Consider the following 26,209-nt stretch of genomic DNA (forward strand, 5'->3'; position numbering starts at 1 on the left):
TTTCAAGCGGCATGAAAAAGCCCGGCTGATCGATGATCAGCCGGGCTTTTTTGTTGGAACCAGGTCGACCAGACGACACTGATCCAATGTGGGAGCGGGCTTGCTCGCGAATGCGGTCTATCAGTCACCCTATGTATTAACTGACCCACCGTATTCGCGAGCAAGCCCGCTCCCACATTGACCGAGTCCGACTTCAGGACACTGGCTGTTCTTGTAGCTGCCCGTTCTCGATCCGCACATGCCGCCCATGGAAACGCTTGAGGCTGCTGCGGTGCCCGACGCTGACGATGCTCAACCCCGGCAACTCATCGATCAACGCCTGATACAGCGCCGCCTCATCTTCCTCGTCCATCGCCGAGGTGGCCTCGTCCATGTACAGCCATTGCGGTTCAAACAACAACGCCCGCGCAAACGCCAGGCGCTGTTGCTCACCCGGCGACAGCATGCGCTGCCAGTGATTGGCCTCGTCCAAGCGTGGAATCAGGTGCGCCAGGCGGCAGGTTTCCAGGACCTGTGCATAACGTTGCGGCGGGTACGCGCCCTCCTCCTGTGGATAACTCAACACACCCCGCAAGGTACCAATCGGCAGGTACGGCTTTTGCGGCAGGAACAGATAACGCTCGGCCGGCAAGCGGATGTTGCCGTGGCCGTTTGGCCAGAGATTGCCCATGGCCCGCAGCAAGGTTGACTTGCCGCTGCCGGAACGCCCGCTGAGCATCAATCGCTCACCCTCGGCAACCGTCAGGTTGGCGCCATCGAGCAGGTGACGACCATCCGCCAGATCGAGGCTGAGGTTGCTCATCTGCAAATTGCCGCCCTGGCGTTGCAGCTCGATGCCCGTGTTGCGGCCTTCGTTTTCTTCCATCGCCTCGCCAAAGCTCAGCAGACGATCACAGGTCGCACGCCAGCTGGCCAACACGGTATACGCGTCGACAAACCAGCTCAGGCTGCCCTGCACGCTGCCAAACGCACTGGCCACTTGCATCAGCACGCCCAGCTCTATCTGGCCGGAAAAGTAACGCGGCGCTGCCACCACAAACGGGAAGATGATCGCGATCTGCGAGTAACCACTGGTGAAGAAGTTCAGGCGCTTCTTGAGCTGCATGATGCTCCAGAAGTTGCTCCACACCCGCCCGAAACGTGCACTCAGTTGCTGGTGTTCATTCGGCTCGCCATTGAACAGCGCGATGCTTTCGGCGTTCTCGCGCACCCGCACCAGGCTGAAACGCAAGTCGGCCTCGAAGCGTTGCTGGCGGTTGCTCAAGCCGATCAGTTTTCGACCAATCAAGTGGGTCAACCAACTGCCCAGCACGGCATATACCAGTGCCGCCCAGAACATATAGCCGGGAATCGTGATGCCCCAAACCTCGATACTGCCGGACACGCCCCACAGGATCACCGAGAACGACACCAGGCTCACCAGGTTACTGATAAACCCCAGGCCCAGGCTCAGGGTGCTGCTGGTAAAGGCGTTGAGGTCTTCGGAGATACGTTGGTCGGGGTTATCGGTGTAGCCGCCATATTCCAGGTGGTAGTAGTTTTTCTCGCTCAGCCACTTGGCGAAGTAGGTTTCAGTCAGCCAGCGCCGCCAGCGGATGGTGAGCATTTGCTGCAAATAGGAAGTGAACACCCCGGTGACGATCGCCACCACGGCGATCACGCTGAAATACATCAGCAGGTGGGTGAAGGCGTCGTAGTCCTTCTTTTCCAGGGCGTTATAGAAGTCGCGGTTCCAGCTGTTGAACCACACCGACACCGCCACACTGAACAGCGACAGCCCCAGCACCACCAGCAACAACAGCCAGGCCTTGAACTTCTCCTCACTGCGCCAGTAGGGGGTGATCAGCGCCCAGACTTTCCTTAAAAATTGCCCACGCACCGCGTCATTGACCGCGGAATACTCAGCGTTCTGATTCATTGTTCAGGCTCGGTAGGAAAAAAATAACAGGCGTTTGAACCGATCATAGACGATCGGTTCAGGGCTCCGTGCGGCCTGAAGCAGATTGTTCAGTCGCCGTTCAACGTCGAACCGGGCGTTTCTGCAACTTGCGCTGCAACGTTCGACGATGCATGCCCAGGGCGCGGGCCGTGGCGGAGATGTTGCCTTCGTGCTCGGTCAACACCCGCTGGATGTGTTCCCACTGCAGGCGGTCCACTGACATCGGGTTTTCCGGCACCAGGGTGTCGAGGTCGGCGTGCTCGGAGAGCAAGGCGGCCAGCACGTCGTCGGCATCTGCCGGCTTGCACAGGTAGTTGCAGGCGCCACGCTTGATCGCCTCGACGGCGGTGGCAATGCTGGAATAGCCGGTGAGGATCACCACGCGCATTTCCGGGTCCAGCTCCAGCAGCTTGGGCAGCAGCACCAGGCCGGAGTCGCCGTCCATTTTCAGGTCCAGGGCCGCGTATTCCGGCAGGTCGGCCGTGGCGATGGCCAGGCCTTCCTCGGCGGAACCTGCGGTGCTGACGCGAAAGCCACGACGGCTCATGGCGCGGGCCATCACGCGGGTAAAGGTGGCGTCGTCATCTACCAGCAGCAGGTGCGGCAGTTCTTCGCCTTCGACTTGGATCTCGTCACTCATCGATGTCTCCTCGTGCGACACGGGGCAGGCGCAGCTCGGTGAGCGTGCCGCCTTCCTCATGACTATAGAGTTTCACTGAGCCGCCCGCGCGGGTCACGCTGGCCTTGCTCAAAAACAGGCCCAGGCCGAAGCCTTTGCCCTTGGTGGTAAAGAAGGGCTTGCCGATCTGCTCGGCAATCGCCAGCGGCACACCGGCGCCGTGGTCGCGAATGCTGATGGTGAAGTCTTCCGCATCCCAGTCCAGGGTCACTTCCAACCCTTCCGGGCAGGCATCGGCGGCGTTGTTCAGCAGGTTCAGCAGCGCCTGGGTCAGGTCCGGCGGCGGCGCCATGCGCGGCACCGTGCCCTGGCCCAGCAGGTGGAACCGGTAACTGGCTTCGGGACGCATCAGGTGCCAGCGGTTCAGGGCCTCGTCCAGCCACTGGGTGACGTCTTGCATCTCCACCGCCAGGCGGCGATTGGCCTCGGCGGCGCGCACCAGCTGCTGCAAGGTCAGCTTGCACTGCTTGACCTGTTCCTGCAGCACACTCAGGTCGTCTTGCAGGGCCGGGTCGTGGTGGTCCTGGGTCATTTCCTTGAGCAGTACGCTCATGGTCGCCAGCGGCGTGCCCAATTCGTGGGCCGCGCCGGCGGCCTGGGTGGCGACGGCCAGCAACTGCTGGTCCCGCAGGCCTTCTTCACGGCGAATGGCGCGCAGCTCTTCCTGGCGGCGCAGCTCTTCCGCCATTCGTGCGGCAAAAAAGGTGATGACCGCCGCCGACAGGGCAAAGCTCAGCCACATGCCGTAGATCTGCAGGTTTTCCCGGGCGATGGGGAAGGTCTGCAACGGGTAGAACTGTGCCAGCAGCAGGGTGTACAGGGTCAGGGCAATACCCGACAGCACCACCGAATAGCGCCACGGCAAGGTCACCGCCGCGATGGTCAGTGGCACCAGGTAATAGGACACGAACGGGTTGGTGGAGCCGCCGGAGAAGTACAGCAACACACTGTGGATAAACAGGTCGCAGGCCAGTTGCAGGGCGTATTCCAGCTCGGTCACAGGCCACGTGGTGCGCAGCCGGATGACGGTAAATACACACAGCACGGTGGAGAAGCCGAGGGTCACGGCCAACTGCAACCAGGGCAGCGGCAGCAGCTTGAACCAATAGGCGAGCCCCACCGAACCGGCCTGTGCGGCCAGCACCAGGGTGCGGATGAACGTCAGGCGCCAAAGGTTCTGGCGGGTGGCGGAAGTCAGTTTTACGGCGGCGAGCATGAGCTCTCCCGATGAGCGCTGCAGGCGGATCGCACGGAGTATAAACGAAGCGACAGCGCTGGCACGGCGTGTGTGGCTCTTTGACGCAGGGGTCAGGATCATGACCGTTCGTCGGCATCCGCCAACTTGTAGTGAATGTGTAAACCCGAAGAACTGAAACCTTGCGTCTACAGTCTTACCGAACACGAACATCTCAAGGAGCTTACATGTCTCGTTTCATTCGCAGTGCAGCCACCCTCACCCTCGGCGCCGCTACCCTCGCCAGCCTGCCGGCCATGGCCGCTGACGAACTGCATTACAACCAGATTTCCCTGCGTGCCGAAGTCAGCCAGGAAGTGGCGCGCGACCAGATGATCGTCACCCTGTACACCGAGTCGCAGAACACCGACCCGGCCAAGCTTGCCGCCGAAATCACCACCACCATGAACAAGGCGCTGGCCCAGGCCCGCGAAGTCAAAGGCGTGACCCTGCGCCAGGGTAGCCGCAACAGCTACCCGATCTACGACAACAAGAACCAGAAAATCACCGGCTGGCGTGAACGCGCTGAGCTGCGCATGGAAAGTGCCGACTTCGCCGCCCTGTCCAAGCTCACCGGCGACATGCTGACCAACCTGAAAATGGACAGCATGGACTTCGCCATCGCCAACCCGACCCGCAAGGCCAGCGAAGATGCCCTGCTTAAAGAAGCGGTCACCGCATTCAAGGCCCGTGCCCAACTGGCCACCGATGCGCTGGGCGGCAAGGGCTACAAGATCGTCAACCTGAACTTCAACACCAACGGTTATCCACAGCCGTATGCCCGCGGCGGGATGATGATGAAAGCCGCAGCGATGGATTCGGCACCGACGCCGGAAGTCGAAGCCGGCACCAGCCAGGTCAACATGACCGCAGATGGCGTGATCGAAGTCCAGATGCCTTGATCGAGCGGTACCCCAGTTGCAATGACGCTGCCCACGGGCAGCGTTTTTTTTGCCTGCGCACTTCATTCAAGAAGTATCAGCGGTAATAACCGGATATCAGCTTAAGAAAATACTCAATGGCTGAGAGTGTTCTGGTCCACACACCTTGAAGCGCACCGGCGATAAATCTTTTCAGCTTATAACCCGCGTAATGGCGAACTACATCTTCCCCATCAAAGAACGGAACACGCCTACACGCTGAACCACCTATGGCGGACATCACATCATTCCTGCACACCATGCACATCAGGATTTGTCATATGACCACCATAGGTTCCATCGCGGCAAACAACGGCTTCTTCCTTGATACCCCCTCCTCGGCAGGTATTGCCGAAGAACAGGGAAAACCCCGCCAAGGTACGGATACTTCACGGCAGACATATTCGCCAGGGCAGCCCGTAAAGGCAGCCGATCGGGCCACCGACACTCCCGCATCACGACCCCGCCGTCACACTCACGACGTGTTGATCCCGGGATTGCCATACAACAAGACAGTCGAAAACTACATTCGCAGTGCAACGACAGGGTTCGAGACGCCCCTGGAAAGCACCGCCAACCTTATCAAGGCCGAAATCAAGAAAAAGTGGGGCGAGGACGTTGATCCGGACAACACGTTTATTACTACCTTCAACTACGACCCGACACGGGGAAGGCCTCCTCGCAATGCAAAGGTACTGAACCGGATAACCTTGACCCAGGCGGCCCTGCAAGATGTGCAGAAAAAAAACAACACCGATGAACACCAGACGCCCGAGGAAAAAACACGCACGACCCTGCATACCTGGCTGGAACGGCTACTGACGTTTTCGCCGCTGGGCCAGGCGGGGCTTGCCATTGACTCTGCCGTCAATGCCCAGCAGACCTATGAGTTTATATACCGCGCCTCCCCGCCCGGCCAGCGCCAGCAATACAACGAGTCGATGCGGATCAAAAAGACCCCGGAGCAATTCAGGGAATTGGTGTGGAACACCGAACGCGCCGCGCCGTATAAAACATTCCTGGATACGTTCTGGCCCAGCCACGAAAGCAAATACACGGCATTGACCAAGGCCTCCTTCGTTGCCGCCATCCTGCTCCAGGAAAAGACCGGCAGCCTGAGCCCAAGCGACAAGGAACTGGCGCTACGCGCAGCGAACTTGACCACCGATAAAGACTGGTCGAACCTCCGCGTCGAGGACCTGAAAGCCTCTGCCGCCCAGGACCCAGGCCTGGAAATGGGTCTGCTCAGCATCAACGGTTTTCAATCTTCGGACCTGCTGTACATCACCGACAAAAACCCCAAGGTCACCGATGACGGCAAGATCATCAGCCCCACGCTTTTGTATATTCCCGGCAACTCGTCGCCTATTCATCGCTTTGACAGCCAGGCCCAGATGAAAAACTGGCTGGCTGAGCAAGCTGCCGACCCCACCAAGCGCGAAGCCCTTTCAACCCATTTCACGCTGCGTGACCAGGCCGACCGGACGTTCTCCGACGGCGTGAACCAGACACTGACCGGGCTGGGTGGCTGGCACCGCAAAGACGCGCCGGATGCCGATGTGTTGGAGCGCCTGAATGAATTCAACCCGCAGACTTTCATCACCACCGAACCCCTCGCCCAGGACCCATTCGAGGCCATTACTGCCCGCCAGAAAGATCGCTCGTACAAGGATGCCGAGACCCAAATCGTCACCGACAGCGACGTGACCAAAGCCAACATCCTCAAAGGCCTGGAAACCGCCACCAAGGTCGCGATGCTGATGACGCCGCTGGCACTGGTGATGCCCGAAGTCGCCGTGGCCCTCGAGGTGTTCTACGTCGCCTCCGGCGTAGCGGAGGCCGGTATCGGCATCGATGACGTCAAGCACGGCAAGAAAGGCGGGGCCGACCATATCGTGTTCGGAGTGCTCAATGCGCTGCCGACGGTGGCTTCGGGCGCAACTTCACTGGTGGAGAAAGGGATAGAGAGGGCCTCGAAAGCCCTTGAGTCCTCCACCCGCATCGCCCTCACGCGCGAAGTCGAGCCGGGAGCTGCAGGGGCAAGCGTGCTGGTACCTGAGGGCCTGTCCGCAGACCAGACCTTCCTGATCAAGCGTGCAACCCATACCGATGTAGTGGTCGGGGATGACGTTTACCGCTACGACCCCGCACAACCGGACGCCTTGACCAAGATGGGGCCTACCGAGCATGCCGAGCCGCTGGAGGATTTTGAAGCCGTTTGTGCGCCGGTTGGGCGCCGCGTAAAGCGCAACATTGACAGCTTGTGCTACACAAAAATGATCGAGGACGCCGATACATCGGTCGCTCAAGACGCCCAGGCACTTGAGCATCGGCGTCTCTTGCCGGGCGCCCCAACGCAGGAAGGCGCGCGGACCGTGGTGCATGAGCACAGGCTGTATAGAGTGAGCGACACATCCAGCCAGGAGCTGATGTCGGTGCCCGGGCACACGCCGGTTACCTACCGCAACCAAACCAGCGGGGTGGTGCTCAATGAGCCGGACTTCGGCTATGAAGATATCGGTCAACCACGGGCGCTCAACCAGGAAACCGTGGTTGTAAAGCTGGACCAGATCAGTGATCTCAGTGATGACCAGCGCGTCCTGAGGGGCATAAAAATACCCTACGCAGGAATAGATTATGTGGTGGTCGAGGGCGATACCGGCATTTACTACGTGGCCGAATACGACGGTTCGAACCCTGCGCTCAACTTTCAACGCATCGCCGCAAACACCGATCCGGCCAGCCGGGACATCATCAGGCTGCATGACGAGTACAAGGACCTCTATCGTGACATTTCCGGAAAAACCCACAATAACGATCTGGTGATACTGCCCTCCCTGGACTCACTGGCAAAAAAACTGAGCCTTGAATACAACTTCACACCCGATCAAGCCACCCAACTGGACCGAGTCCTGGCCGGACTGTCCGATGAAAAGAAACGTGAAGTTCTACTGGCAGTCTATGCCTGGGACAAGAAGGTAGAGGTGGCCGCCAAGACCATACAACTTGAGCCCCTTCAAAAGCCTCACTATTTCGGGCAGCTCACGGTCAACGAGCAAAACAAGGCCTACGCCCGTTGGGGCAAGAGAACGGTGGAGGAACAGTTCCAGACAACCGGTATACGGTCGGCCAACCAGAAAACCCTGGCCGATGCCGGTAACAGTCTGCGCAGCGACGTGGCCAATGAAATAGTGACCTGGCTATACACTCGAACCGGCGCGCCCAACTACTCGGAGGTCATCCTGAAAACGGGGGCCGGCAATTGCGACCAGATGGCCAGGGTCGCCACCGATACCATTAACGCCAGTGGCGGCTTTGCCCGCATTGCACAAGTGCAGGGACACACCTTCAGCGTGGTCGGCGGCCCCGCAAGTCAGCCTAACCTCTTGACCGCTGGATTTGCCGAGCCCGAATGGGCTGATGCGTGGATAGTGGACCCATGGGCCGGTATCACTTGTCCGGCCAACGAGTACCACGGCCAATTCGCACAACGCATGCAGGAATGGAGCGACGAGGGCCGGCAAATCCTGATCGGAGATGGTGGTACGCCGCCTCGGCACGTCTGGAGCGATCCTATGGACCCGCGGTGGATACAGTCCACCGTTTATGGCGGCGCACAGGTGTTTTAAGGCGATCGCCGCGACGCAGGCGCTTATCTCAACCTGGGTAACCCGAACGGCGGCACCGTGGTGACCGCCGTTCTCGTTCGCGTAGCGTTTACCTGCCATTTCAGGGAGCAGGACTGCAATGCCGCTGCCTTCGGGCAGCATTTTTTTTGCCTGGCACTTAATTCAAGAAGTTTCAGCGGTAATAACCGGTTACCAGCTTCAGAAAATGCTTAATCGCCGGGCGTCTGCTGGTCCGGACACATTGAAGTGCGTTGGTGATAAATCTTTTCAACTTATAACCCGTGCAATGGACAACTACATCCTCACCCTCAACGAGCGGAACACGCCTGGACGCTGCACCACTCATGGCGTAGATCACCGTACTCCTCATCCACAGTTTATGGCGGCGCAGATGCGTGCAATCAACATCCAGCCAGGTAATCTGAAATGACAAGCTCAGTTCAACTTAACATTGTCCATTACCCAAAAACACCGCTACCCGGTACGACTCAAGAACAACGTACCGAGGCGCTGGAACGGATACCGCCAACGCCATTGAAGAGTACCGATATTTATGAAACGGACAACGTTGGCACTGCCGCCAGGAACGAGTCTGATATCTACAAGGCAACCATTTACGGACCCGACTTTGTTCACGCGCCAGGCGATGGGTATATCTACAATGAGCGAGAGGCTCATATCGATGCCTATGCCAATCGTGTAAAGACGCAGATCGAAAATATAGAAAGTGGCACTGAAGGCGAACGAAACGTCAAGTTCCAGAACGTGCGCCTGTTCATGGACCCCGCAGGATACTTCAGTGGGGGTTTATTGGCAGCCGGGTTCGACCCGCATGAAAAGTTCACGGTAACGTTCAATACCTATGTCGGTATGGGCACAGCACAAAATCTCTCTGATACCCAGACACACACTTATTTCGCATGGGAAATTGCAGCGGGTGCTCTAGCGCACGACAGACCCGCACGTGGTGGGGTTTTAAATTTTCCTGAAATGGAAATAGAAAAAAAAGACCGGACAAAAATCAATGATTTGGAAGCGTTCGGCCGACAACTTCAAGCTCGCTGGGAGAAAGACATAGCCGCGCCGATGCGCGAGGGCTCCGGAACAATAGCAGAGCGATCGGGAAAAGCAGACGCCTATGTAACACGGGGCACGTTGCTGAGCCTTCGTAGTGACACGGAAAATTTCGCAAGGTTAAGCCCTGCCGGCCAGGAAGCGGTGAATCGCACGCTGGACAAGAATGGGCAAGTGATTATCCCCAATATTTACGGCTACCCCATGAGCGGGTATGCCTTTATCCCCTACACGCCTTACGATGGCAATCCCGCCAATCGCCCCAATCAGGGAGTCATGATCGACTTGAAGAACGGCGCTGTCCGCGAGATAAAAGGCGATGAAGAATTTGCGAACTGGGCCAAAGACAATCGTGATGAATTGATGCGCCGTTTCAATACCGGTGATATGCAAGGGGGACACAATGCCCACTGGCCACCGGCCGGGGCGGTGCTCGACAGCCTCATCCAGGATAATCGGTCGCGATATCCGGGGTACGAACACTGGTACAAAGATAAATCCGTGCCGGTACGAGAGCTATTCAACTACACCGAATCGCGAAAAGCAGGTTATGGGCTGCAATTTGGCGATCTGAACAAAGGTATCGCCCCCCACTATCAGGAGCAGAACGCCAACAATGCGGTGTGGGCCGACCAGACGGATGTGTTTGGTGCCTCGCAGCAAGCCTGGAAGTCGGTGAAAGACACCTGGGGCAAAACCTTTGGTAATCTGCCCATTGTTGGCAATATAGGCAATATCGTGTTTGGCGTGCATGACAGCCTCTATGGCAAGACCGCAGGCGAGCGCACAGGGGGAACTGCTGCGGCCGTCATCTCAAGCCTGATGCTGGCACACGAAGTTGCACCCGGTTTGGTCGAGGCGAGCCTGGGTGAAACTCCGATTACGTTCAACTCCACCGTTACTGAAGACTACCGCTGGAACTATAATTCGCAGAAGAGCGAATTTGAGCTGACACGCGTTTCGAAAGTATCCGGCGATAGTCATCCGGACCCGTCTTTAAATGAAATTGAGTCGAGTGGACCAGAGGTCCCCCCGGCATCTATCAACGTAGACGGCGTCGAACTGCCGCCCCTGAAAACGGTTAAAAATCTGCCGGTCGGCGAAGCCCTTTTTTCTACTGCTGAAAAAACCAGTATTCTCAGTGGAGAAATAGATAGCCTGAACACTATCAACGATAAACTTTACACGTTCGTGGATGTGAACAAACAAGGTTCGGCCCAGCGATTGAACATACTGGTACACGGTAAAGTCGATGAGACTACGGGGGTCGCAAAAGTTTCTTATGATGGAAAGCTCAATAGTCCGGAAGAATTGCTGGATACGCTTCACAGCAAAGGGATCCATCCGGAAGAGTTCGACAACGTGCGCCTGCTGTCATGTGATTCCGCAACCGGTGGGGATGCTTCGTTTGCCGCTCAATTCCAAAAGTTGATTGGCCGCCCTGTCAAAGGTTATAGCGGTACCTTGACCGCCAACCTGTCCCCGGAACAAGTAAAAGCAGCCATTGATAAAGTAGAACACCTCTACCTGGAGAACTTATCCGCACAAAAAATCCCGATCACCGACAACGTCCGTACCGCAGTAAGAGCTCAGGCTGAACAGTATGTCAGCGAAGAAATGGCGCGGATCAAGAAATTCAAGCCGTCAAAGAACAACCCGTACTGGAATCCGTTCAAGTGGTGGGCGTTCACTTATAAACCCGAACACTTTCCGGCCAAATCGTAGCGACCTGGAATAGCCGAATCCCGGAGACACTGGGGCCTCGCATGCTTATCTCTACCTGAGTGACAAGAACGGCGGTAACCTCGGTGACTGCCGTTTTCGTTCGGGCACTATTTGCCTGCCACTTCAGGGGTCTCCATGGAAAGAATCACCTTAAAACCGCTGCTCCTTGCTGCCGGCCTGCTGGCATTCATGCCCATGGCCCAGGCAGCCGGCACCCTGGTCTACTGCTCCGAAGCCAGCCCCGCCGGCTTCGACCCCAGCCAGTACACCAGTGGCACCGATTTCGATGCCTCCGCCGAAACCGTGTTCAACCGCCTGACCCAGTTCAAGCGTGGCGGCACTGAAGTCGAACCCGGCCTGGCAACCCATTGGGACGTGTCCAAAGACGGCCTGATGTATACCTTCCACCTGCGCGATGGCGTCAAGTTCCACACCACCGACTATTTCACCCCGACCCGTGATTTCAACGCCGACGACGTGCTCTTCACCTTCCAGCGCCTGCTGGATCCCGAGACCCCGTTCCGCAAGGCCTATCCATCGGAGTCGCCCTACTTCACCGACATGGGCTTGAACACCACGATCAAGAGCGTCGAAAAACTCGACGAGCACACCGTGCGCTTCAACCTGAACAACGTTGACGCCTCCTTCGTGCAGAACCTGGCCATGAGCTTCGCCTCGGTGCAGTCCGCCGAATATGCCGCGCAGTTGCTCAAGGAAGGCAAGGCCGCGGACATCAATCAGAAGCCGGTGGGCACCGGGCCATTTGTGTTCAAGCGTTACCAGAAGGATTCGCAGATTCGCTACAGCGCCAATAAACAGTATTGGAAGCCCGAAGATGTGAAGCTCGACAACCTGGTGTTCTCGATCACCCCGGACGCCGCCGTGCGCCTGCAAAAGCTCAAGGCCGGCGAGTGCCAGGTCAGCGGTTACCCGCGCCCTTCCGACATCGAAGTGATGAAGCAAGACCCCAACCTGCGGGTTCTTCAGCAAGCCGGCTTCAACCTGGGCTTTCTCGCCTACAACGTGACCCACCCGCCCCTGGACCAGCTCAAGGTGCGCCAGGCGCTGGACATGGCCATCGACAAGCCGGCAATCATCAAGGCGGTGTACCAGAGCGCCGGACAATTGGCGCAGAACGCCCTGCCTCCGGCCCAGTGGTCTTATGACCCGACAATCAAGGACGCGCCCTACGATCCGGCCAAGGCGCGGGCGCTACTAAAAGAAGCAGGGGTTGCACCAGGTACCACCCTCAACCTGTGGGCGATGACCGTACAACGCGCGTCGAATCCCAATGCCCGGATGTCGGCGCAGATGATCCAGCAGGATTGGGAAAAGATTGGCATCAAGGCCAATATCGTCAGCTATGAGTGGGGCGAGTACATCAAACGCGCCAAAGCCGGCGAGCACGACGTGATGATCTACGGCTGGACCGGCGACAACGGCGACCCGGATAACTGGCTCGGCGTGCTCTACAGTTGTGCCGCGGTGAAGGGCAGCAACTATGCAAAATGGTGTAACCCGGCCTACGACAAACTGGTACAGCAGGCCAAGGTCAGCAGCGACCGCGAGCAGCGCATCAAGTGGTATCAACAGGCACAAAAAATCCTTAAGGAACAAGTACCTATAACGCCTATCGCAAACTCGACGGTTTTCCAGCCCCTGCGAAAGGAAGTGCAGGACTTCAAGATCAGTCCTTTTGGACTCACTCCCTTCTACGGCGTCAGTCTGAATAAGTAACAGCCGCGCCCCAACCGAGTGCGCCAGACGCCTCGGTTGGGCATTCCTGGTGCAGCCCTCGCACCGAAAAAAACCCTCAAAAGTGCGTAAATGTGTCTGAACTTACACATATGCGACATTCGTGTACGTTCGTACCACTGTTTAGCCGTTGTAGGCTCTCAACATCTTGCATTGGGTATGGGCCCTGCATAAGTATCCGCAGGTCGACTCACGAGGTCGCCCTCACTACCAAAAATGACAACAAATCATGAGGCCAACATGCTTAAACACGCAGTCATTCCGTTATTAGTCAGCGCCGGTTTAATGGCTGCTGCACCTTTCGCCCAAGCGGCGAGCAACCTGGTGTTCTGCTCCGAAGGGAGCCCGGCCGGTTTTGATCCAGGCCAGTACACCACCGGAACAGACTTCGATGCTTCGGCCGAAACCATGTTCAACCGTCTGACCCAGTTCGAGCGCGGCGGCACCGCTGTTGTTCCTGGGCTCGCCACGACCTGGGACGTTTCCCCGGATGGCCTGACGTACACCTTCCACCTGCGTGAAGGCGTCAAGTTCCACACCACCCCGTACTTCAAGCCAACTCGTGAATTCACGGCTGACGACGTACTGTTCACCTTCAACCGGATGATCAATAAAGACGATCCGTTCCGTAAAGCCTACCCGACCGAGTTCCCGTACTTCACGGACATGGGTATGGACACCAACATCAAGAACATCGAGAAAGTCGATGACCACACCGTCAAGTTCACCCTTGGCACCGTGGACGCCGCCTTCATCCAGAACCTGGCAATGAGCTTCGCCTCCATCCAGTCGGCTGAATACGCCGCCCAGCTGTTGAAGGAAGGCAAGGCACAGGACATCAACCAGAAGCCAATCGGCACTGGCCCGTTCGTGTTCAAGAGCTACCAGAAAGACTCCAACATCCGTTACACCGGCAACAAGGATTACTGGAAACCTGAAGACGTGAAGATCGACAACCTGATCTTCGCCATCACCACCGACCCGTCGGTGCGTATCCAGAAGCTGAAGAAAAACGAATGCCAGGTGACCCTGTTCCCACGTCCGGCCGACCTCAAGGCGCTGGGTGAAGACAAGGACCTGAAACTGCCGCACCAGGCCGGTTTCAACCTGGGCTACATCGCCTACAACGTAATGCCGGTCCTCAAGGGCCAGACCGCGCCTAACCCGCTGTCCGACCTGCGCGTGCGTGAGGCCCTGGACATGTCGGTGAACAAGCAGCAGATCATCGACTCGGTGTACCAGGGCGCAGGCCAACTGGCTGTCAACGCCATGCCGCCAACCCAGTGGTCCTATGACACCACCATCAAGGATGCGCCGTTTGATGTGACCAAAGCCAAGGCTTTGCTCAAGGAAGCCGGCGTCAAGGAAGGCACCGAGATCACCCTGTGGGCGATGCCGGTCCAGCGTCCGTACAACCCGAACGCCAAGCTGATGGCCGAGATGCTGCAGAACGACTGGAAACAGATCGGCCTGAAAGTGAACATCGTCAGCTATGAGTGGGGCGAGTACATCAAGCGTTCCAAAGGCGGCGAGAACCAAGCCATGATCATTGGCTGGAGCGGCGACAATGGTGACCCGGACAACTGGCTGAACGTGCTGTTCGGCTGCGATTCCCTGGCCGGCAACAACTTCTCCAAGTGGTGCGACAAGAAATTCGACGGCATCGTGAAAGAAGCCAAGGCGACTTCCGACGTAGCCAAACGCACCGAGCTGTACAAGCAGGCGCAACATATCCTCAAAGATGCAGTCCCGATGACACCTATCGCGCACTCGACGGTGTATCAACCCATGCGCAACAACGTGCAGGACTTCAAGATCAGCCCATTTGGCTTGAACTCCTTCTACGGCGTGAGCGTAAGCGGCAAGTAAGGATCTCTGGCGGCGACGTTTCATAACGTCGCCGTTATTGCATCCGCCAAGACCGTAGGAAACAGACCACCTCCGCACACGCTGCCGTCCTACGGCAGCTAACTGCGAATCGCGGCTCCGTTACCTACAAGGTCTGTCAGATTCGTTGCATTTACTGCCTGGCTCCCGACCCATAACGTCGTGGTACGGCAGACGCATCGTCTCTGTAGGGCAACTGCCGTTGTGGGATCAGTGTTGTCGCAAGGTCGTGAATGACCTTGCGATTGCTCACTGACGAAAACAACAAACAAGGATCGGGATTGTTATGCGCCATACCACCGTTCTATCCGCGATATTTGGCACCAGCCTGCTGGCTGTGGCCTCGATGGGCCAGGCTGCCGAGAAAAAGAGCCTGGTGTTTTGCTCCGAAGGCAGCCCGGCGGGCTTCGACACCGCGCAATACACGACGGCCACCGATAACGACGCCGCCGAGCCTATCTACAACCGCTTGGCCGAGTTTGAAAAAGGCGCGACCAATGTCGTACCGGGCCTGGCAACCCGTTGGGATATTTCCGAAGACGGCCTGACCTATACCTTCCACCTGCGTGAAGGGGTGAAATTCCACGGCAACAAGGACTTCAAGCCGACGCGCGACTTCAACGCCGACGACGTGCTGTTCACCTTCAATCGCATGCTTGACCCCGAACACCCGTTCCGCAAGGCCTACCCCACCGAGTTTCCGTACTTCAACGGGATGAGCCTGAACAAGAATATCGCCAAGGTCGAGAAAACCGACCCGCACACCGTGGTGATGACCCTGAACACGGTCGACGCCGCGTTTATCCAGAACATCGCCATGAGCTTCGCCTCGATCCTGTCGGCCGAATACGCCGACCATTTGCTCAAGGTCGGCAAGCCCAGCGACATCAACCAGAAGCCGATCGGCACCGGGCCGTTCGTGTTCCAGCGCTACCAGAAAGACTCGCAGATTCGCTACACCGGCAACAAACAGTACTGGGACCCGAGCCGCGTGAAGCTCGACCAGCTGATTTTTGCGATCAACACCGACGCCTCGGTACGGGTGCAAAAGCTCAAGGCCGGCGAATGCCAGATCACCCTGCACCCGCGCCCGGCCGACGTCGAAGCCCTGAAGGCCGACCCGAACCTGCAACTGCTGACCAAGCCGGGTTTCAACCTGGGCTACATCGCCTATAACGTGCGGCACAAGCCCTTCGACCAGCTCGAAGTGCGCCAGGCCCTGGACATGGCGGTGAACAAGCAGAGCATCCTCAACGCCGTGTACCAGGGCGCGGGGCAACTGGCGGTCAACGCCATGCCGCCGACCCAGTGGTCTTACGACGACACCATCAAGGACGCCGCCTACAACCCGGAAAAAGCCAAGGAATTGCTCAAGGCTGCCGGCGTGAAGGAAGGCACCGAGATCACCCTGTGGGCGATGCCGGTACAACGGCCGTACAACCCCAACGCCAAGCTGATGGCCGAAATGCTGCAAAGCGATTGGGCAAAGATTGGCCTCAAGGTCAAGATCGTCAGCTATGAATGGGGCGAGTACATCAAGCGCACCAAGAATGGCGAGCATGACATCAGCCTGATCGGCTGGACCGGCGACAACGGTGACCCGGACAACTGGCTGGGCACCCTCTACAGCTGCGACGCCATCGGCGGGAACAACTACTCCATGTGGTGTGACCCGGCGTACGACAAGCTGATCAAGCAAGCCAAGGTCGTCACCGACCGCGAACAAAGGACTGTTCTATACAAACAGGCGCAGCAACTGCTCAAGCAGCAGGTGCCGATCACGCCAGTCGCCCACTCGACGGTCAACCAGCCGTTAAGCGCCAAAGTCGAAGGTTTCAAAGTGAGCCCCTTCGGCCGCAACGTGTTCTCGGGCGTCAGCATCAACCCATAAAAAGATAACCGGATTGCGCAGGGCGAGCATTCGCCTTGCTGCAAACGTGCAGCCTTATTTCGGGTTTTACCCATGGGCAAACGTTTGCAAAGGCTTGAACGAGTTACACACCCAATAGCCGGTTCACCTAAAAAGACCGGCATTAAAAAGAGAACCAAAGGAGCTTCACCCATGAAACTGAGCAGCACCGCGCTACTGGCCCTGGCCATCAGCAGCATCACGGCTAACGCCTACGCTGATCCTGCAAGCCAGGACTTCGTTCCAACCACACTGGCCGGCACCAGCGCCCAAAGCGAGGCCAAAGGCTTTATCGATGGCGCAAGCCTGGGCGGTACAACCCGTAACTGGTTCTCCAACGAACAACGCTTCCGTGGCAGCAAGTTCACTTACCAGAAGCACGGCGAAGCCCGTACTGACAACTACCGTACCAACTGGGTGCAAGGCACCATCCTCAACGCTACCTCGGGTTTCACCCAAGGCACCGTTGGCGTGAGCACTGAAGTGGCGGTCTACAACGCTCTGGTCCTGGACCGCAGCAAGCGCGACATCAAGGGCGGCTCCAACCGTACCCTGGCCGACTCCGACGGCGACGCTGTAGACCAGTGGAGCAAACTGGGCCTGGCCAACGTCAAGTTCCGTGTCTCGAACACCACCTTGACCGCCGGTCGCCAGAACTTCAGCAGCGGCATCATCGACACCATCGGTAACCGTGCGCTGCCTTCGAGCTTCGAAGGTGTGAGCTTCAACAGCGAAGAGTTCAGCAACCTGTCCTTCCAGGGCGGCGTGTTCGACCGCGTTTCGCCACGGACCGAGCAGAGCCTGTCGAAATTCCGTACTGAATACGGCAATGGTCGCCAGGAAACCGACAAGGTCAACACCCTGGGCGTCAACTACCAGCCGTTCAAGAGCCTGAAGACCAGCCTGTTCGCCGCTAACGTGGAAGACTTCTGGAACCAGTACTACTTCGGTGCTACCCACGAACTGGGTGACAGCCAGACCCTGTCCCTGACCACGGGCCTGAACTACTACAAGACCGTCGACGAAGGCAAAAAGTTGATGGGCAAGATCGACAACGACACCTACTCGCTGTCGTTCGGCCTGACCCACCAGGCTCACAGCCTGACCTTCTCCTACCAGGCCGTGAACGGCGACGAGTACTTCGACTACCTGCACGAAACCAACGGCATCTACCTGGCCAACTCCCTGACGTCCGACTTCAACGGTCCGAACGAGAAGTCCTTCCAGATCGCCTACGGCATCAACATGGCCGAATACGGCGTGCCGGGCCTGAAGTTCAACGTCTACTCGGCACGTGGCTGGGGTATCGACGGTACTCACTACACCGGCGACGGCGGCCGCGCTGGCTTTGCCTACAACGGCATTCAGGCCCAGGACGGCGAGAAGCACCAGGAATACGGTGTAGGCGCGGCTTACGCGATCCAGAGCGGCGCACTCAAGGCCACCACCATTCGTGGTACCTACGTGACTCACCGTGCCAGCGCCAACCAGGCTGACGGCAACCTGCGTGAGTTCCGCCTGGTGACCACCATCCCGTTCAACATTCTTTAATCAGCGCCAGGTCGGCGGCGGGCTCAGGACGGGCCCGCCGCCTACGCTTGTCTGGTCCAATCGATTGCAGAGGGCTCTTAGATGAAAATGCTCCCGTTACAAGCTGCCATTGCCGCTGCGCTGTTGAGCGTCGCTGTCGGCATCTCGGCCAAACCGTTGGTCGTCTGCACCGAAGCCAGCCCGGAAGGCTTCGATCCGGTCCTGTACACCACGGCTGTCACCGCCGACGCCGCGGCCGAAACCATCTTCAACCGCCTGGTGGACTTCAAGCCCGGCACCACCGAAGTGATCCCGGCGCTGGCCAAAGACCTGCCCGAGATCAGCGCCGATGGCCTGACCTACACCTTTCACCTGCGTGACGACATCAAGTTCCACACCACCGACTACTTCAAACCCACGCGCAACATGAACGCCGACGACGTGCTTTGGAGCTTCCAGCGCCAGCTGGACCCGAATCACCCGTGGCACAAAAAGTCCAACGTGGGCTACCCATACTTTGAAAGCATGGGCTTCAAGGAACTGCTCAAGAGCGTAGAGAAGACCGATGACCACACCGTGGTCTTCACCCTGACCCGCCCTGAAGCACCGTTCCTGGCCGACCTGGCCATGGCGTTTTCCTCGATTCACTCCGCCGAATACGCCGACCAGTTGCTCAAGTCCGGCAAGACCGACGACCTGAACGCCAAGCCCATCGGCACCGGCCCGTTCATCTTCACCCGCTACGCCAAAGACGCCCAAGTGCGCTTCAAGGCCAACCCGGACTACTTCCGTGGCAAGCCGCCGGCTGACCCGCTGATCCTGGCCATCACCACCGACAACAACGTGCGCCTGCAAAAGCTCAAGGCCAACGAATGCCAGATCGCGCTGTATCCGAAACCGGATGACGTGCCGAGCATGAAGGCCGACCCGAACCTGAAGGTGGCGGAACTGGCGGCGATGACCACCGCCTACACCGCCATGAACACCACCCACAAATACATGAGCGACGCGCGGGTGCGTCACGCGATCAACATCGCGTTCGACAAGAAGGGCTACAACGAATCCCTGTACGGCAAAGGCAACGCCGTCGACGCCACCGGCCCGTACCCGCCAACCCTGCTGGGTTTCAGCGACAAGCTGAAAAACCCGCCCCGCGACCTCGACAAGGCCCGCGCCCTGCTCAAGGAAGCCGGCGTACCGGAAGGCACCGAGTTCACCCTGTTTACCCGCAACGGCGGCGGCCCGACCAACCCCAACCCGATGCTCGGCGCCCAGCGCATGCAGGCGGATCTGGCGCAGATCGGCCTGAAAGTGAACATCAAGGTCATGGAATGGGGCGAAATGCTCAAGCGCGCCAAGAATGGCGAACATGACATGGTCTCCGCCGGCTGGGCGGGGGATAACGGGGACCCGGATAACTTCCTCACCCCGAACTTGAGTTGCGATGCAGCGAAAAACGGCGAAAACTACGCCCGCTGGTGTAACAAGGAGTTTCAAGACTTGATCGACAAGGCGCGCGCCATCGCTGAACCCACCCAGCGCGCTGCACTCTATGAACAAGCAATGGACGTTTTCGACAAGGACCAACCATGGATTCCCATGGCTTACCCGAAAATGTTCACCGCCATGCGTAAAAACGTCGAGGGTTATACCCAAAGCCCTCTGACCACAAATAACTTCGCCACCACCCAGGTGAAGTAGATAAGAGACGCTCGGCACCGTCGACATTGACGGTGCCGAACCTGCCTAACCGGCTGATTGAGGTACACAACAAGATGTTTAGTTTTATTGCCCGCCGATTGGGGTTATTGATCCCCACGTTTTTCGGCATCACCTTGCTGACCTTCGCGTTGATTCGCATGATCCCTGGCGACCCCGTCGAAGTCATGATGGGCGAACGACGAGTCGACCCCGAGATGCACGCTCAGGCAATGGAACGCCTTGGTCTGAATAAACCGCTCTACGCGCAATACCTGGATTATGTCGGCAAGCTCGCCCACGGCGACCTCGGCGAATCCCTGCGCACCCGTACCAGCGTGTGGACTGAATTCACCGCCCTTTTCCCTGCGACCCTGGAACTGTCCATGGCCGCCCTGTTGTTCGCCGGCATCCTGGGGCTGTTAGCCGGGGTGATCGCGGCCTTGAAGCGAGGATCCCTGTTCGACCATGGGGTGATGGGCATCTCCCTGGCGGGATATTCGATGCCGATCTTCTGGTGGGGCCTGATCCTGATCATGTTCTTCTCCGTCAGCCTGGGCTGGACGCCAGTCTCCGGACGGATCGACCTGCTCTACGACATCGAGCCGCGCACCGGCTTCATGCTGATCGACACCCTGCTGGCCGACGAGCCGGACGCATTCTGGGACGCGTTGCACCACCTGATCCTGCCGGCCATCGTGCTCGGCACCATCCCGCTGGCCGTTATCGCGCGGATGACCCGTTCGTCGATGCTCGAAGTACTGCGCGAAGACTACATCCGCACCGCCAAGGCCAAGGGCCTGTCGCCGGCACGCGTGGTGTTCGTCCACGGCCTGCGTAACGCCTTGATCCCGGTACTCACCGTGGTCGGCCTGCAAGTCGGCACATTGCTGGCGGGTGCGGTCCTGACCGAAACCATCTTCTCGTGGCCCGGCATCGGCAAATGGCTGATCGAAGCCATTGGCGCAAGGGATTATCCCGTGGTGCAAAACGGCATCCTGTTAATCGCCTGCCTGGTGATTCTGGTGAACTTCGTGGTGGATATCCTCTACGGCTTCGCCAACCCACGCATCCGTCACCAGCGCTGAGATCATGACCATGACCACACCTACTCCCGCGGTAGCAGTCGATCAAAGCCTGCTGTACCCGTCCCCGTACAAAGAATTCTGGCAAGCCTTTTCCAAGAACAAGGGCGCCGTTGCCGGCCTGCTGTTCATGTTGCTGGTGGTGTTTTGCGCGCTCTTCGCCCCTTGGGTGGCCCCGCATAACCCGAGCGAGCAATACCGTGACTTCCTGCTGACCCCTCCGGCCTGGCTGGAAGGTGGGCAGATCCAGTTCCTGCTGGGCACCGATGAACTCGGGCGTGACCTGCTGTCGCGCCTGATCCAGGGTTCGCGCCTGTCGTTGCTGATCGGCTTGTCGTCGGTGGTGATGTCGCTGATCCCGGGGATCCTGCTGGGCCTGTTCGCCGGTTTCTTCCCGCGCCTGCTCGGCCCGACCATCATGCGCCTGATGGACATCATGCTGGCCCTGCCGTCGCTGCTGCTGGCTGTGGCGATTGTCGCGATCCTCGGCCCTGGCCTGATCAACACCGTGATCGCCATCGCGATCGTGTCGCTGCCGTCCTATGTCCGCCTGACCCGCGCTGCGGTGATGGGCGAACTGAACCGTGACTACGTGACCGCCGCACGCCTTGCTGGCGCCGGCCTGCCGCGCCTGATGTTCGTCACCGTGCTGCCGAACTGCATGGCGCCGCTGATCGTTCAGGCCACCCTGAGTTTCTCCTCGGCGATTCTCGATGCTGCCGCCCTGGGCTTCCTGGGCCTTGGCGTACAACCGCCAACCCCTGAGTGGGGCACCATGCTGGCTTCGGCCCGCGACTACATCGAACGCGCCTGGTGGGTCGTGAGCCTGCCTGGCTTGACCATTTTGCTCAGCGTGCTGGCAATCAACCTGATGGGCGACGGCCTGCGCGATGCGCTGGACCCGAAACTCAAGAACGCCGCCTGAGGAGATTCCCATGTCACTGCTAGAAATCAAGAATCTCAATGTCCGCTTCGGCGACAAGACCGCCGTACCGGTGGTCGATGGCCTCGACATCTCCGTCGACAAAGGCGAAGTACTGGCGATCGTTGGCGAGTCGGGTTCGGGTAAATCCGTGACCATGATGGCGCTGATGGGCCTGATCGAGCACCCCGGCATCGTCACTGCCGACGCCCTGAACTTCGACGGCAAGGACATGCTCAAGCTGAGCAACCGCCAGCGTCGGCAGATCGTCGGTAAAGACCTGGCGATGGTGTTCCAGGACCCGATGACCGCCCTGAACCCCAGCTACACCGTGGGTTTCCAGATCGAAGAAGTGCTGCGCCTGCATTTGAAAATGTCCGGCAAGCAAGCGCGCAAGCGTGCCATCGAACTGCTCGAAAAGGTGGAAATACCGGGCGCAGCCAGCCGTATGGATGCCTACCCGCACCAGCTGTCCGGTGGTATGAGCCAACGTGTGGCCATCGCCATGGCGATTGCCGGCGAGCCGAAATTGCTGATCGCCGATGAACCGACTACTGCGCTCGACGTGACCATCCAGGCCCAGATCATGGACCTGCTGCTGGCCTTGCAGAAAGAGCAGAACATGGGCCTGGTGCTGATCACCCACGACCTCGCGGTAGTGGCCGAAACCGCCCAGCGCGTGTGCGTGATGTACGCAGGCCAAGCCGTGGAAGTCGGCCAGGTGCCGCAGTTGTTCGACATCCCGGCGCACCCGTACAGCGAAGCGCTGCTCAAGGCGATTCCAGAGCACAGCCTGGGCGCCACGCGCCTGGCCACGCTGCCGGGTATCGTTCCCGGCCGTTATGACCGCCCGCAGGGTTGCCTGCTGTCGCCGCGGTGCCCGTATGTGCAGGAGTCCTGCCGCGCCCAACGCCCGGGCCTTGACCCGAAAAGCAACAGCCTTGCCCGCTGCTTCTACCCGCTGAATCAGGAGGTGGCGTAATGGCCGTCGTACTTACCGCCCGCGACCTGACCCGTCACTACGAAGTGTCCCGTGGCCTGTTCAAGGGCCATGCCCTGGTGCGCGCACTCAACGGTGTGTCGTTCGAGCTCGAAGCCGGCAAGACCCTCGCGGTCGTAGGCGAGTCCGGTTGCGGCAAATCCACCCTGGCCCGCGCCCTGACCTTGATTGAAGAGCCGTCTTCCGGCTCGCTGAAAATCGCCGGGCAAGAAGTCGCCGGTGCCGACAAGGCCCAGCGCAAGCAACTGCGCAAAGACGTGCAGATGGTGTTCCAGAGCCCTTACGCCTCGCTGAACCCGCGCCAGAAGGTCGGCGACCAACTGGGCGAGCCGCTGCTGATCAACACCAACCTGTCTGCCGCCGAGCGCCGGGAAAAGGTCCAGGCGATGATGAAGCAAGTGGGCCTGCGCCCTGAGCATTATCAGCGCTACCCGCACATGTTCTCCGGCGGCCAGCGCCAGCGGATCGCACTGGCGCGGGCGATGATGCTGCAACCCAAGGTGCTGGTGGCGGATGAACCGACCTCGGCGCTGGACGTATCGATCCAGGCCCAGGTGCTGAACCTGTTCATGGACCTGCAGCAGGAATTCAACACCGCCTACGTGTTCATCTCCCACAACCTCGCGGTGGTGCAGCACGTCGCCGACGACGTAATGGTGATGTACCTCGGCCGCCCGGTGGAAGTGGGCCCGAAGGAAGACATCTACGCACGCCCGCTGCACCCGTACACCCAGGCGTTGCTGTCGGCAACCCCGACCATTCATCCGGACCCGAACAAACCGAAGATCAAAATCGTCGGGGAGTTGCCCAACCCGTTGAACCCGCCATCCGGCTGCGCCTTCCACAAGCGCTGCCCGTACGCGACCCAGCTGTGCAGCACCGATGAACCGGTGCTGCGACCTCTGGACAACCGCCAGGTGGCTTGCCACTACGCGGAGCAATTTGTGGTCTGACGTGCAAAAAAAATGCTCTGGAGGGTGAGTCCAGAGCATTCCAGTGTTCTACAGCCCTGCTTGTCGGATAGCGCATCTGTTCGGCAAGCGGGGCTTTCTTTTGCCTGCGTTACTTACGTATCGCTGTCGCCATCGTTGTAAGTGTCGCTGTCTTCGCCATCATTGTCCGGGTTCTCGGCGTCGTCATCGTCCTTGGAACCGCCCTGGTTTTCGTCACCGGGCTCGGATTCACTCTTGGCCAACTGCAAGCCACCCGCCTGCACCGTCTTCGCCGCCACAAACCCCGTGCCATGGCTTTGCACAGCCGTATTGGCCCACGCGGCAGACATGCCCAATGACATCATCACCAGCACTTTGAGCAACAGCACCACACGTTGAAAGATACTCATGGTCGAATTCCGCCCAGTCAGGAGTTGAACTGCGTACGACAGCTGTCCGCCGTCGCCTTGCTTCAAACTAGTCCCGAACTGAAGTTTTCGCCAATGAAACAACCTGAATAGCAGCCAAAGAAAAAGGCGAAGCCATCACAGCTTCGCCCTCTCTTATATCGCTAACCCTTAGTGATGCTCACGGGTCGCGCGGAATTTCACATCCGGCCAGCGCTCTTCCATCAGCGCCAGGTTGACCCGGGTTGGGGCCAGGTAGGTCAGGTGACCACCGCCGTCGATCGCCAGGTTTTCCACGGCCTTGATCTTGAACTCTTCCAGCTTCTTCTTATCGCTGCAGTCGATCCAGCGCGCGGAGTACACGGTGATCGGCTCATAGGAGCATTCCACCTTGTATTCCTCTTTCAGGCGACTGGCCACTACATCGAACTGCAGCACACCGACGGCGCCGAGGATGATGTCGTTGCTGCGCTCCGGGAAGAACACCTGGGTGGCACCCTCTTCCGCCAACTGCTGCAAACCTTGGCGCAGTTGCTTGGATTTCAGCGGGTCACGCAGGCGTACGCGGCGGAACAGTTCCGGGGCGAAGTGCGGGATACCGGTGAAGCCCAGCACTTCGCCTTCGGTGAAGGTGTCACCGATCTGGATGGTGCCGTGGTTGTGCAAGCCGATGATATCGCCGGCATACGCTTCTTCCAGTTGCTCACGCTCGGAGGAGAAAAAGGTCAGGGCGTCGCCGATGCGCACGTCCTTGCCGGTACGCACGTGGCGCATCTTCATGCCTTTTTCGTATTTGCCGGAGCAGATACGCATGAAGGCGATACGGTCGCGGTGCTTGGGGTCCATGTTCGCCTGGATCTTGAACACGAAGCCGGCGAATTTCTCTTCCACAGGCTCCACGGTACGCTCGTTGGCAACCCGGGCCAGCGGCTTGGGGGCCCAATTGACCACGGCATCCAGCACGTGGTCGACACCGAAGTTGCCCAGGGCGGTACCGAAGAACACCGGCGTCAGCTGGCCGTCGAGGAATTCCTGCTGGTTGAACTCGTGGCAGGCGCCCTGCACCAGTTCCAGCTGGTCGACAAACCGGTCGTACTCGTCACCCAGGTGGGCGCGGGCTTCGTCGGAGTCGAGCTTCTCGATGATTTTCACATCGGTACGTTCGTGGCCGTGGCCAGCGGTGTACACAATGATGTAGTCGTCGGCCAGGTGGTACACGCCCTTGAAGTCGCGGTAGCAACCAATCGGCCAGGTGATCGGCGCGGCCTTGATCTTCAGGACGGCTTCGATTTCGTCCAGCAGTTCGATCGGGTCGCGGATGTCACGGTCGAGTTTGTTGATAAAGCTGACAATCGGCGTGTCCCGCAGGCGGCACACGTCCATCAGCGCGATGGTGCGCGGCTCGACGCCTTTACCGCCGTCGAGGACCATCAGTGCCGAGTCCACCGCCGTCAGGGTGCGGTAGGTGTCTTCGGAGAAGTCTTCGTGGCCCGGGGTGTCGAGCAGGTTGATCATGTGATCGCGATACGGGAACTGCATGACCGACGTGGTAATGGAAATACCGCGCTGTTTTTCCATTTCCATCCAGTCGGAGGTGGCATGGCGGTCGGATTTACGGGATTTCACCGTGCCGGCCACCGCGATCGCCTTGCCCATCAGCAACAGCTTCTCGGTGATGGTGGTTTTACCGGCATCGGGGTGGGAAATAATGGCGAAAGTGCGGCGTTTCGCGACTTCGGCGGCCTGGTGGGTCATGGGAAATCGCCTGGCAGGTGAGTCAAAAAAGGGCGGCGAGTATAGCGCAAACCCGGGGTGACGGACCACCGTTCACCCCATTGGGGGTGGCTAATTGCTGCCAAGTATGGAACCTTTTAAAAGGTAGAG

The 26,209-nt window shown here is 58.9% G+C and carries 18 protein-coding genes; 13 read left to right on the plus strand and 5 right to left on the minus strand.

Features of this window, described 5'->3' with window-relative positions; all coding sequences use genetic code 11:
• Nucleotides 1–193 precede the first annotated feature (193 nt).
• The 3 genes from HX801_RS07485 to HX801_RS07495 form a co-directional block, all read right to left on the minus strand.
• Complete coding sequence (locus tag HX801_RS07485) at nt 194–1,918, minus strand: ABC transporter ATP-binding protein/permease (protein ID WP_177021841.1); 1,725 nt, start codon at nt 1,916–1,918, stop codon at nt 194–196.
• 100 nt (nt 1,919–2,018) lie between these two features.
• Nucleotides 2,019–2,579 carry a response regulator transcription factor gene (locus tag HX801_RS07490; protein ID WP_003216016.1) on the minus strand — a complete coding sequence of 187 codons (561 nt, stop codon included), beginning with the start codon at nt 2,577–2,579 and terminating at the stop codon, nt 2,019–2,021.
• Nucleotides 2,572–3,834: an ATP-binding protein gene (locus HX801_RS07495; RefSeq protein WP_003216013.1), complete on the minus strand. Its 1,263-nt coding sequence runs from the start codon at nt 3,832–3,834 to the stop codon at nt 2,572–2,574. Before HX801_RS07495 ends, HX801_RS07490 begins: the two co-directional genes overlap by 8 nt.
• Nucleotides 3,835–4,040: 206 nt before the next feature.
• On the opposite strand from HX801_RS07495, the gene HX801_RS07500 reads away from it, so the two are divergent.
• From HX801_RS07500 to HX801_RS07560, 13 genes are all read left to right on the plus strand, one after another.
• On the plus strand, nt 4,041–4,754 hold the full coding sequence (locus HX801_RS07500; RefSeq protein WP_003216012.1) for an SIMPL domain-containing protein: 714 nt from the start codon (nt 4,041–4,043) through the stop codon (nt 4,752–4,754).
• 299 nt (nt 4,755–5,053) lie between these two features.
• Nucleotides 5,054–8,401, plus strand: coding sequence for a dermonecrotic toxin domain-containing protein (locus HX801_RS07505; protein WP_177021842.1), 3,348 nt, complete (start codon nt 5,054–5,056; stop codon nt 8,399–8,401).
• Between the two features lie 118 nt (nt 8,402–8,519).
• The gene (locus HX801_RS07510; RefSeq protein WP_134327322.1) at nt 8,520–8,831 is read left to right on the plus strand and encodes a hypothetical protein; all 312 of its coding nucleotides are present in this window, start codon (nt 8,520–8,522) and stop codon (nt 8,829–8,831) included.
• Nucleotides 8,828–11,200 (plus strand): hypothetical protein, encoded by a 2,373-nt coding sequence (locus HX801_RS07515; protein WP_218166075.1) that lies wholly within the window; start codon nt 8,828–8,830, stop codon nt 11,198–11,200. Before HX801_RS07510 ends, HX801_RS07515 begins: the two co-directional genes overlap by 4 nt.
• A gap of 135 nt (nt 11,201–11,335) precedes the next feature.
• Nucleotides 11,336–12,937, plus strand: coding sequence for an ABC transporter substrate-binding protein (locus HX801_RS07520; RefSeq protein ID WP_177021843.1), 1,602 nt, complete (start codon nt 11,336–11,338; stop codon nt 12,935–12,937).
• 258 nt (nt 12,938–13,195) lie between these two features.
• The gene (locus tag HX801_RS07525; protein WP_003216000.1) at nt 13,196–14,824 is read left to right on the plus strand and encodes an ABC transporter substrate-binding protein; all 1,629 of its coding nucleotides are present in this window, start codon (nt 13,196–13,198) and stop codon (nt 14,822–14,824) included.
• Between the two features lie 364 nt (nt 14,825–15,188).
• Nucleotides 15,189–16,733 carry an ABC transporter substrate-binding protein gene (locus HX801_RS07530; RefSeq protein ID WP_371135981.1) on the plus strand — a complete coding sequence of 515 codons (1,545 nt, stop codon included), beginning with the start codon at nt 15,189–15,191 and terminating at the stop codon, nt 16,731–16,733.
• Between the two features lie 171 nt (nt 16,734–16,904).
• Nucleotides 16,905–18,302 (plus strand): OprD family porin, encoded by a 1,398-nt coding sequence (locus HX801_RS07535; RefSeq protein ID WP_003215995.1) that lies wholly within the window; start codon nt 16,905–16,907, stop codon nt 18,300–18,302.
• An 81-nt stretch (nt 18,303–18,383) separates the two neighbouring features.
• On the plus strand, nt 18,384–19,982 hold the full coding sequence (locus tag HX801_RS07540) for an ABC transporter substrate-binding protein (protein WP_003215993.1): 1,599 nt from the start codon (nt 18,384–18,386) through the stop codon (nt 19,980–19,982).
• A 74-nt stretch (nt 19,983–20,056) separates the two neighbouring features.
• Nucleotides 20,057–21,067: an ABC transporter permease subunit gene (locus HX801_RS07545; RefSeq protein WP_003215992.1), complete on the plus strand. Its 1,011-nt coding sequence runs from the start codon at nt 20,057–20,059 to the stop codon at nt 21,065–21,067.
• Nucleotides 21,068–21,077: 10 nt separating this feature from the next.
• On the plus strand, nt 21,078–21,989 hold the full coding sequence (locus HX801_RS07550) for an ABC transporter permease subunit (RefSeq protein ID WP_003215991.1): 912 nt from the start codon (nt 21,078–21,080) through the stop codon (nt 21,987–21,989).
• 10 nt (nt 21,990–21,999) lie between these two features.
• Complete coding sequence (locus tag HX801_RS07555) at nt 22,000–22,968, plus strand: ABC transporter ATP-binding protein (protein WP_008437263.1); 969 nt, start codon at nt 22,000–22,002, stop codon at nt 22,966–22,968.
• Nucleotides 22,968–23,939, plus strand: a complete 972-nt coding sequence (locus HX801_RS07560) for a peptide ABC transporter ATP-binding protein (protein WP_003215987.1) — start codon at nt 22,968–22,970, stop codon at nt 23,937–23,939. Before HX801_RS07555 ends, HX801_RS07560 begins: the two co-directional genes overlap by 1 nt.
• Before the next feature lie 113 nt (nt 23,940–24,052).
• Here the strand turns inward: HX801_RS07560 and HX801_RS07565 are convergent, their stop codons facing one another.
• Both HX801_RS07565 and HX801_RS07570 read right to left on the minus strand, forming a co-directional pair.
• Nucleotides 24,053–24,328, minus strand: coding sequence for a hypothetical protein (locus HX801_RS07565; protein ID WP_003215984.1), 276 nt, complete (start codon nt 24,326–24,328; stop codon nt 24,053–24,055).
• Between the two features lie 168 nt (nt 24,329–24,496).
• A complete protein-coding gene (locus HX801_RS07570; protein WP_003215978.1) occupies nt 24,497–26,080 on the minus strand; it encodes a peptide chain release factor 3 in 1,584 nt (527 codons plus the stop codon).
• Nucleotides 26,081–26,209 lie beyond the last annotated feature (129 nt).

This window comes from Pseudomonas sp. G1002 (assembly GCF_013385455.1).
Taxonomy (GTDB): Bacteria; Pseudomonadota; Gammaproteobacteria; order Pseudomonadales; family Pseudomonadaceae; genus Aquipseudomonas.

Coding starts and splice junctions, on each gene's coding strand:
- HX801_RS07485 (WP_177021841.1), bottom strand. CDS start 1,918: ATGAATCAGAACGCTGAGTATTCCGCGGTCAATGACGCGGTGCGTGGG.
- HX801_RS07490 (WP_003216016.1), bottom strand. CDS start 2,579: ATGAGTGACGAGATCCAAGTCGAAGGCGAAGAACTGCCGCACCTGCTG.
- HX801_RS07495 (WP_003216013.1), bottom strand. CDS start 3,834: ATGCTCGCCGCCGTAAAACTGACTTCCGCCACCCGCCAGAACCTTTGG.
- HX801_RS07500 (WP_003216012.1), top strand. CDS start 4,041: ATGTCTCGTTTCATTCGCAGTGCAGCCACCCTCACCCTCGGCGCCGCT.
- HX801_RS07505 (WP_177021842.1), top strand. CDS start 5,054: ATGACCACCATAGGTTCCATCGCGGCAAACAACGGCTTCTTCCTTGAT.
- HX801_RS07510 (WP_134327322.1), top strand. CDS start 8,520: ATGCCGCTGCCTTCGGGCAGCATTTTTTTTGCCTGGCACTTAATTCAA.
- HX801_RS07515 (WP_218166075.1), top strand. CDS start 8,828: ATGACAAGCTCAGTTCAACTTAACATTGTCCATTACCCAAAAACACCG.
- HX801_RS07520 (WP_177021843.1), top strand. CDS start 11,336: ATGGAAAGAATCACCTTAAAACCGCTGCTCCTTGCTGCCGGCCTGCTG.
- HX801_RS07525 (WP_003216000.1), top strand. CDS start 13,196: ATGCTTAAACACGCAGTCATTCCGTTATTAGTCAGCGCCGGTTTAATG.
- HX801_RS07530 (WP_371135981.1), top strand. CDS start 15,189: ATGGGCCAGGCTGCCGAGAAAAAGAGCCTGGTGTTTTGCTCCGAAGGC.
- HX801_RS07535 (WP_003215995.1), top strand. CDS start 16,905: ATGAAACTGAGCAGCACCGCGCTACTGGCCCTGGCCATCAGCAGCATC.
- HX801_RS07540 (WP_003215993.1), top strand. CDS start 18,384: ATGAAAATGCTCCCGTTACAAGCTGCCATTGCCGCTGCGCTGTTGAGC.
- HX801_RS07545 (WP_003215992.1), top strand. CDS start 20,057: ATGTTTAGTTTTATTGCCCGCCGATTGGGGTTATTGATCCCCACGTTT.
- HX801_RS07550 (WP_003215991.1), top strand. CDS start 21,078: ATGACCACACCTACTCCCGCGGTAGCAGTCGATCAAAGCCTGCTGTAC.
- HX801_RS07555 (WP_008437263.1), top strand. CDS start 22,000: ATGTCACTGCTAGAAATCAAGAATCTCAATGTCCGCTTCGGCGACAAG.
- HX801_RS07560 (WP_003215987.1), top strand. CDS start 22,968: ATGGCCGTCGTACTTACCGCCCGCGACCTGACCCGTCACTACGAAGTG.
- HX801_RS07565 (WP_003215984.1), bottom strand. CDS start 24,328: ATGAGTATCTTTCAACGTGTGGTGCTGTTGCTCAAAGTGCTGGTGATG.
- HX801_RS07570 (WP_003215978.1), bottom strand. CDS start 26,080: ATGACCCACCAGGCCGCCGAAGTCGCGAAACGCCGCACTTTCGCCATT.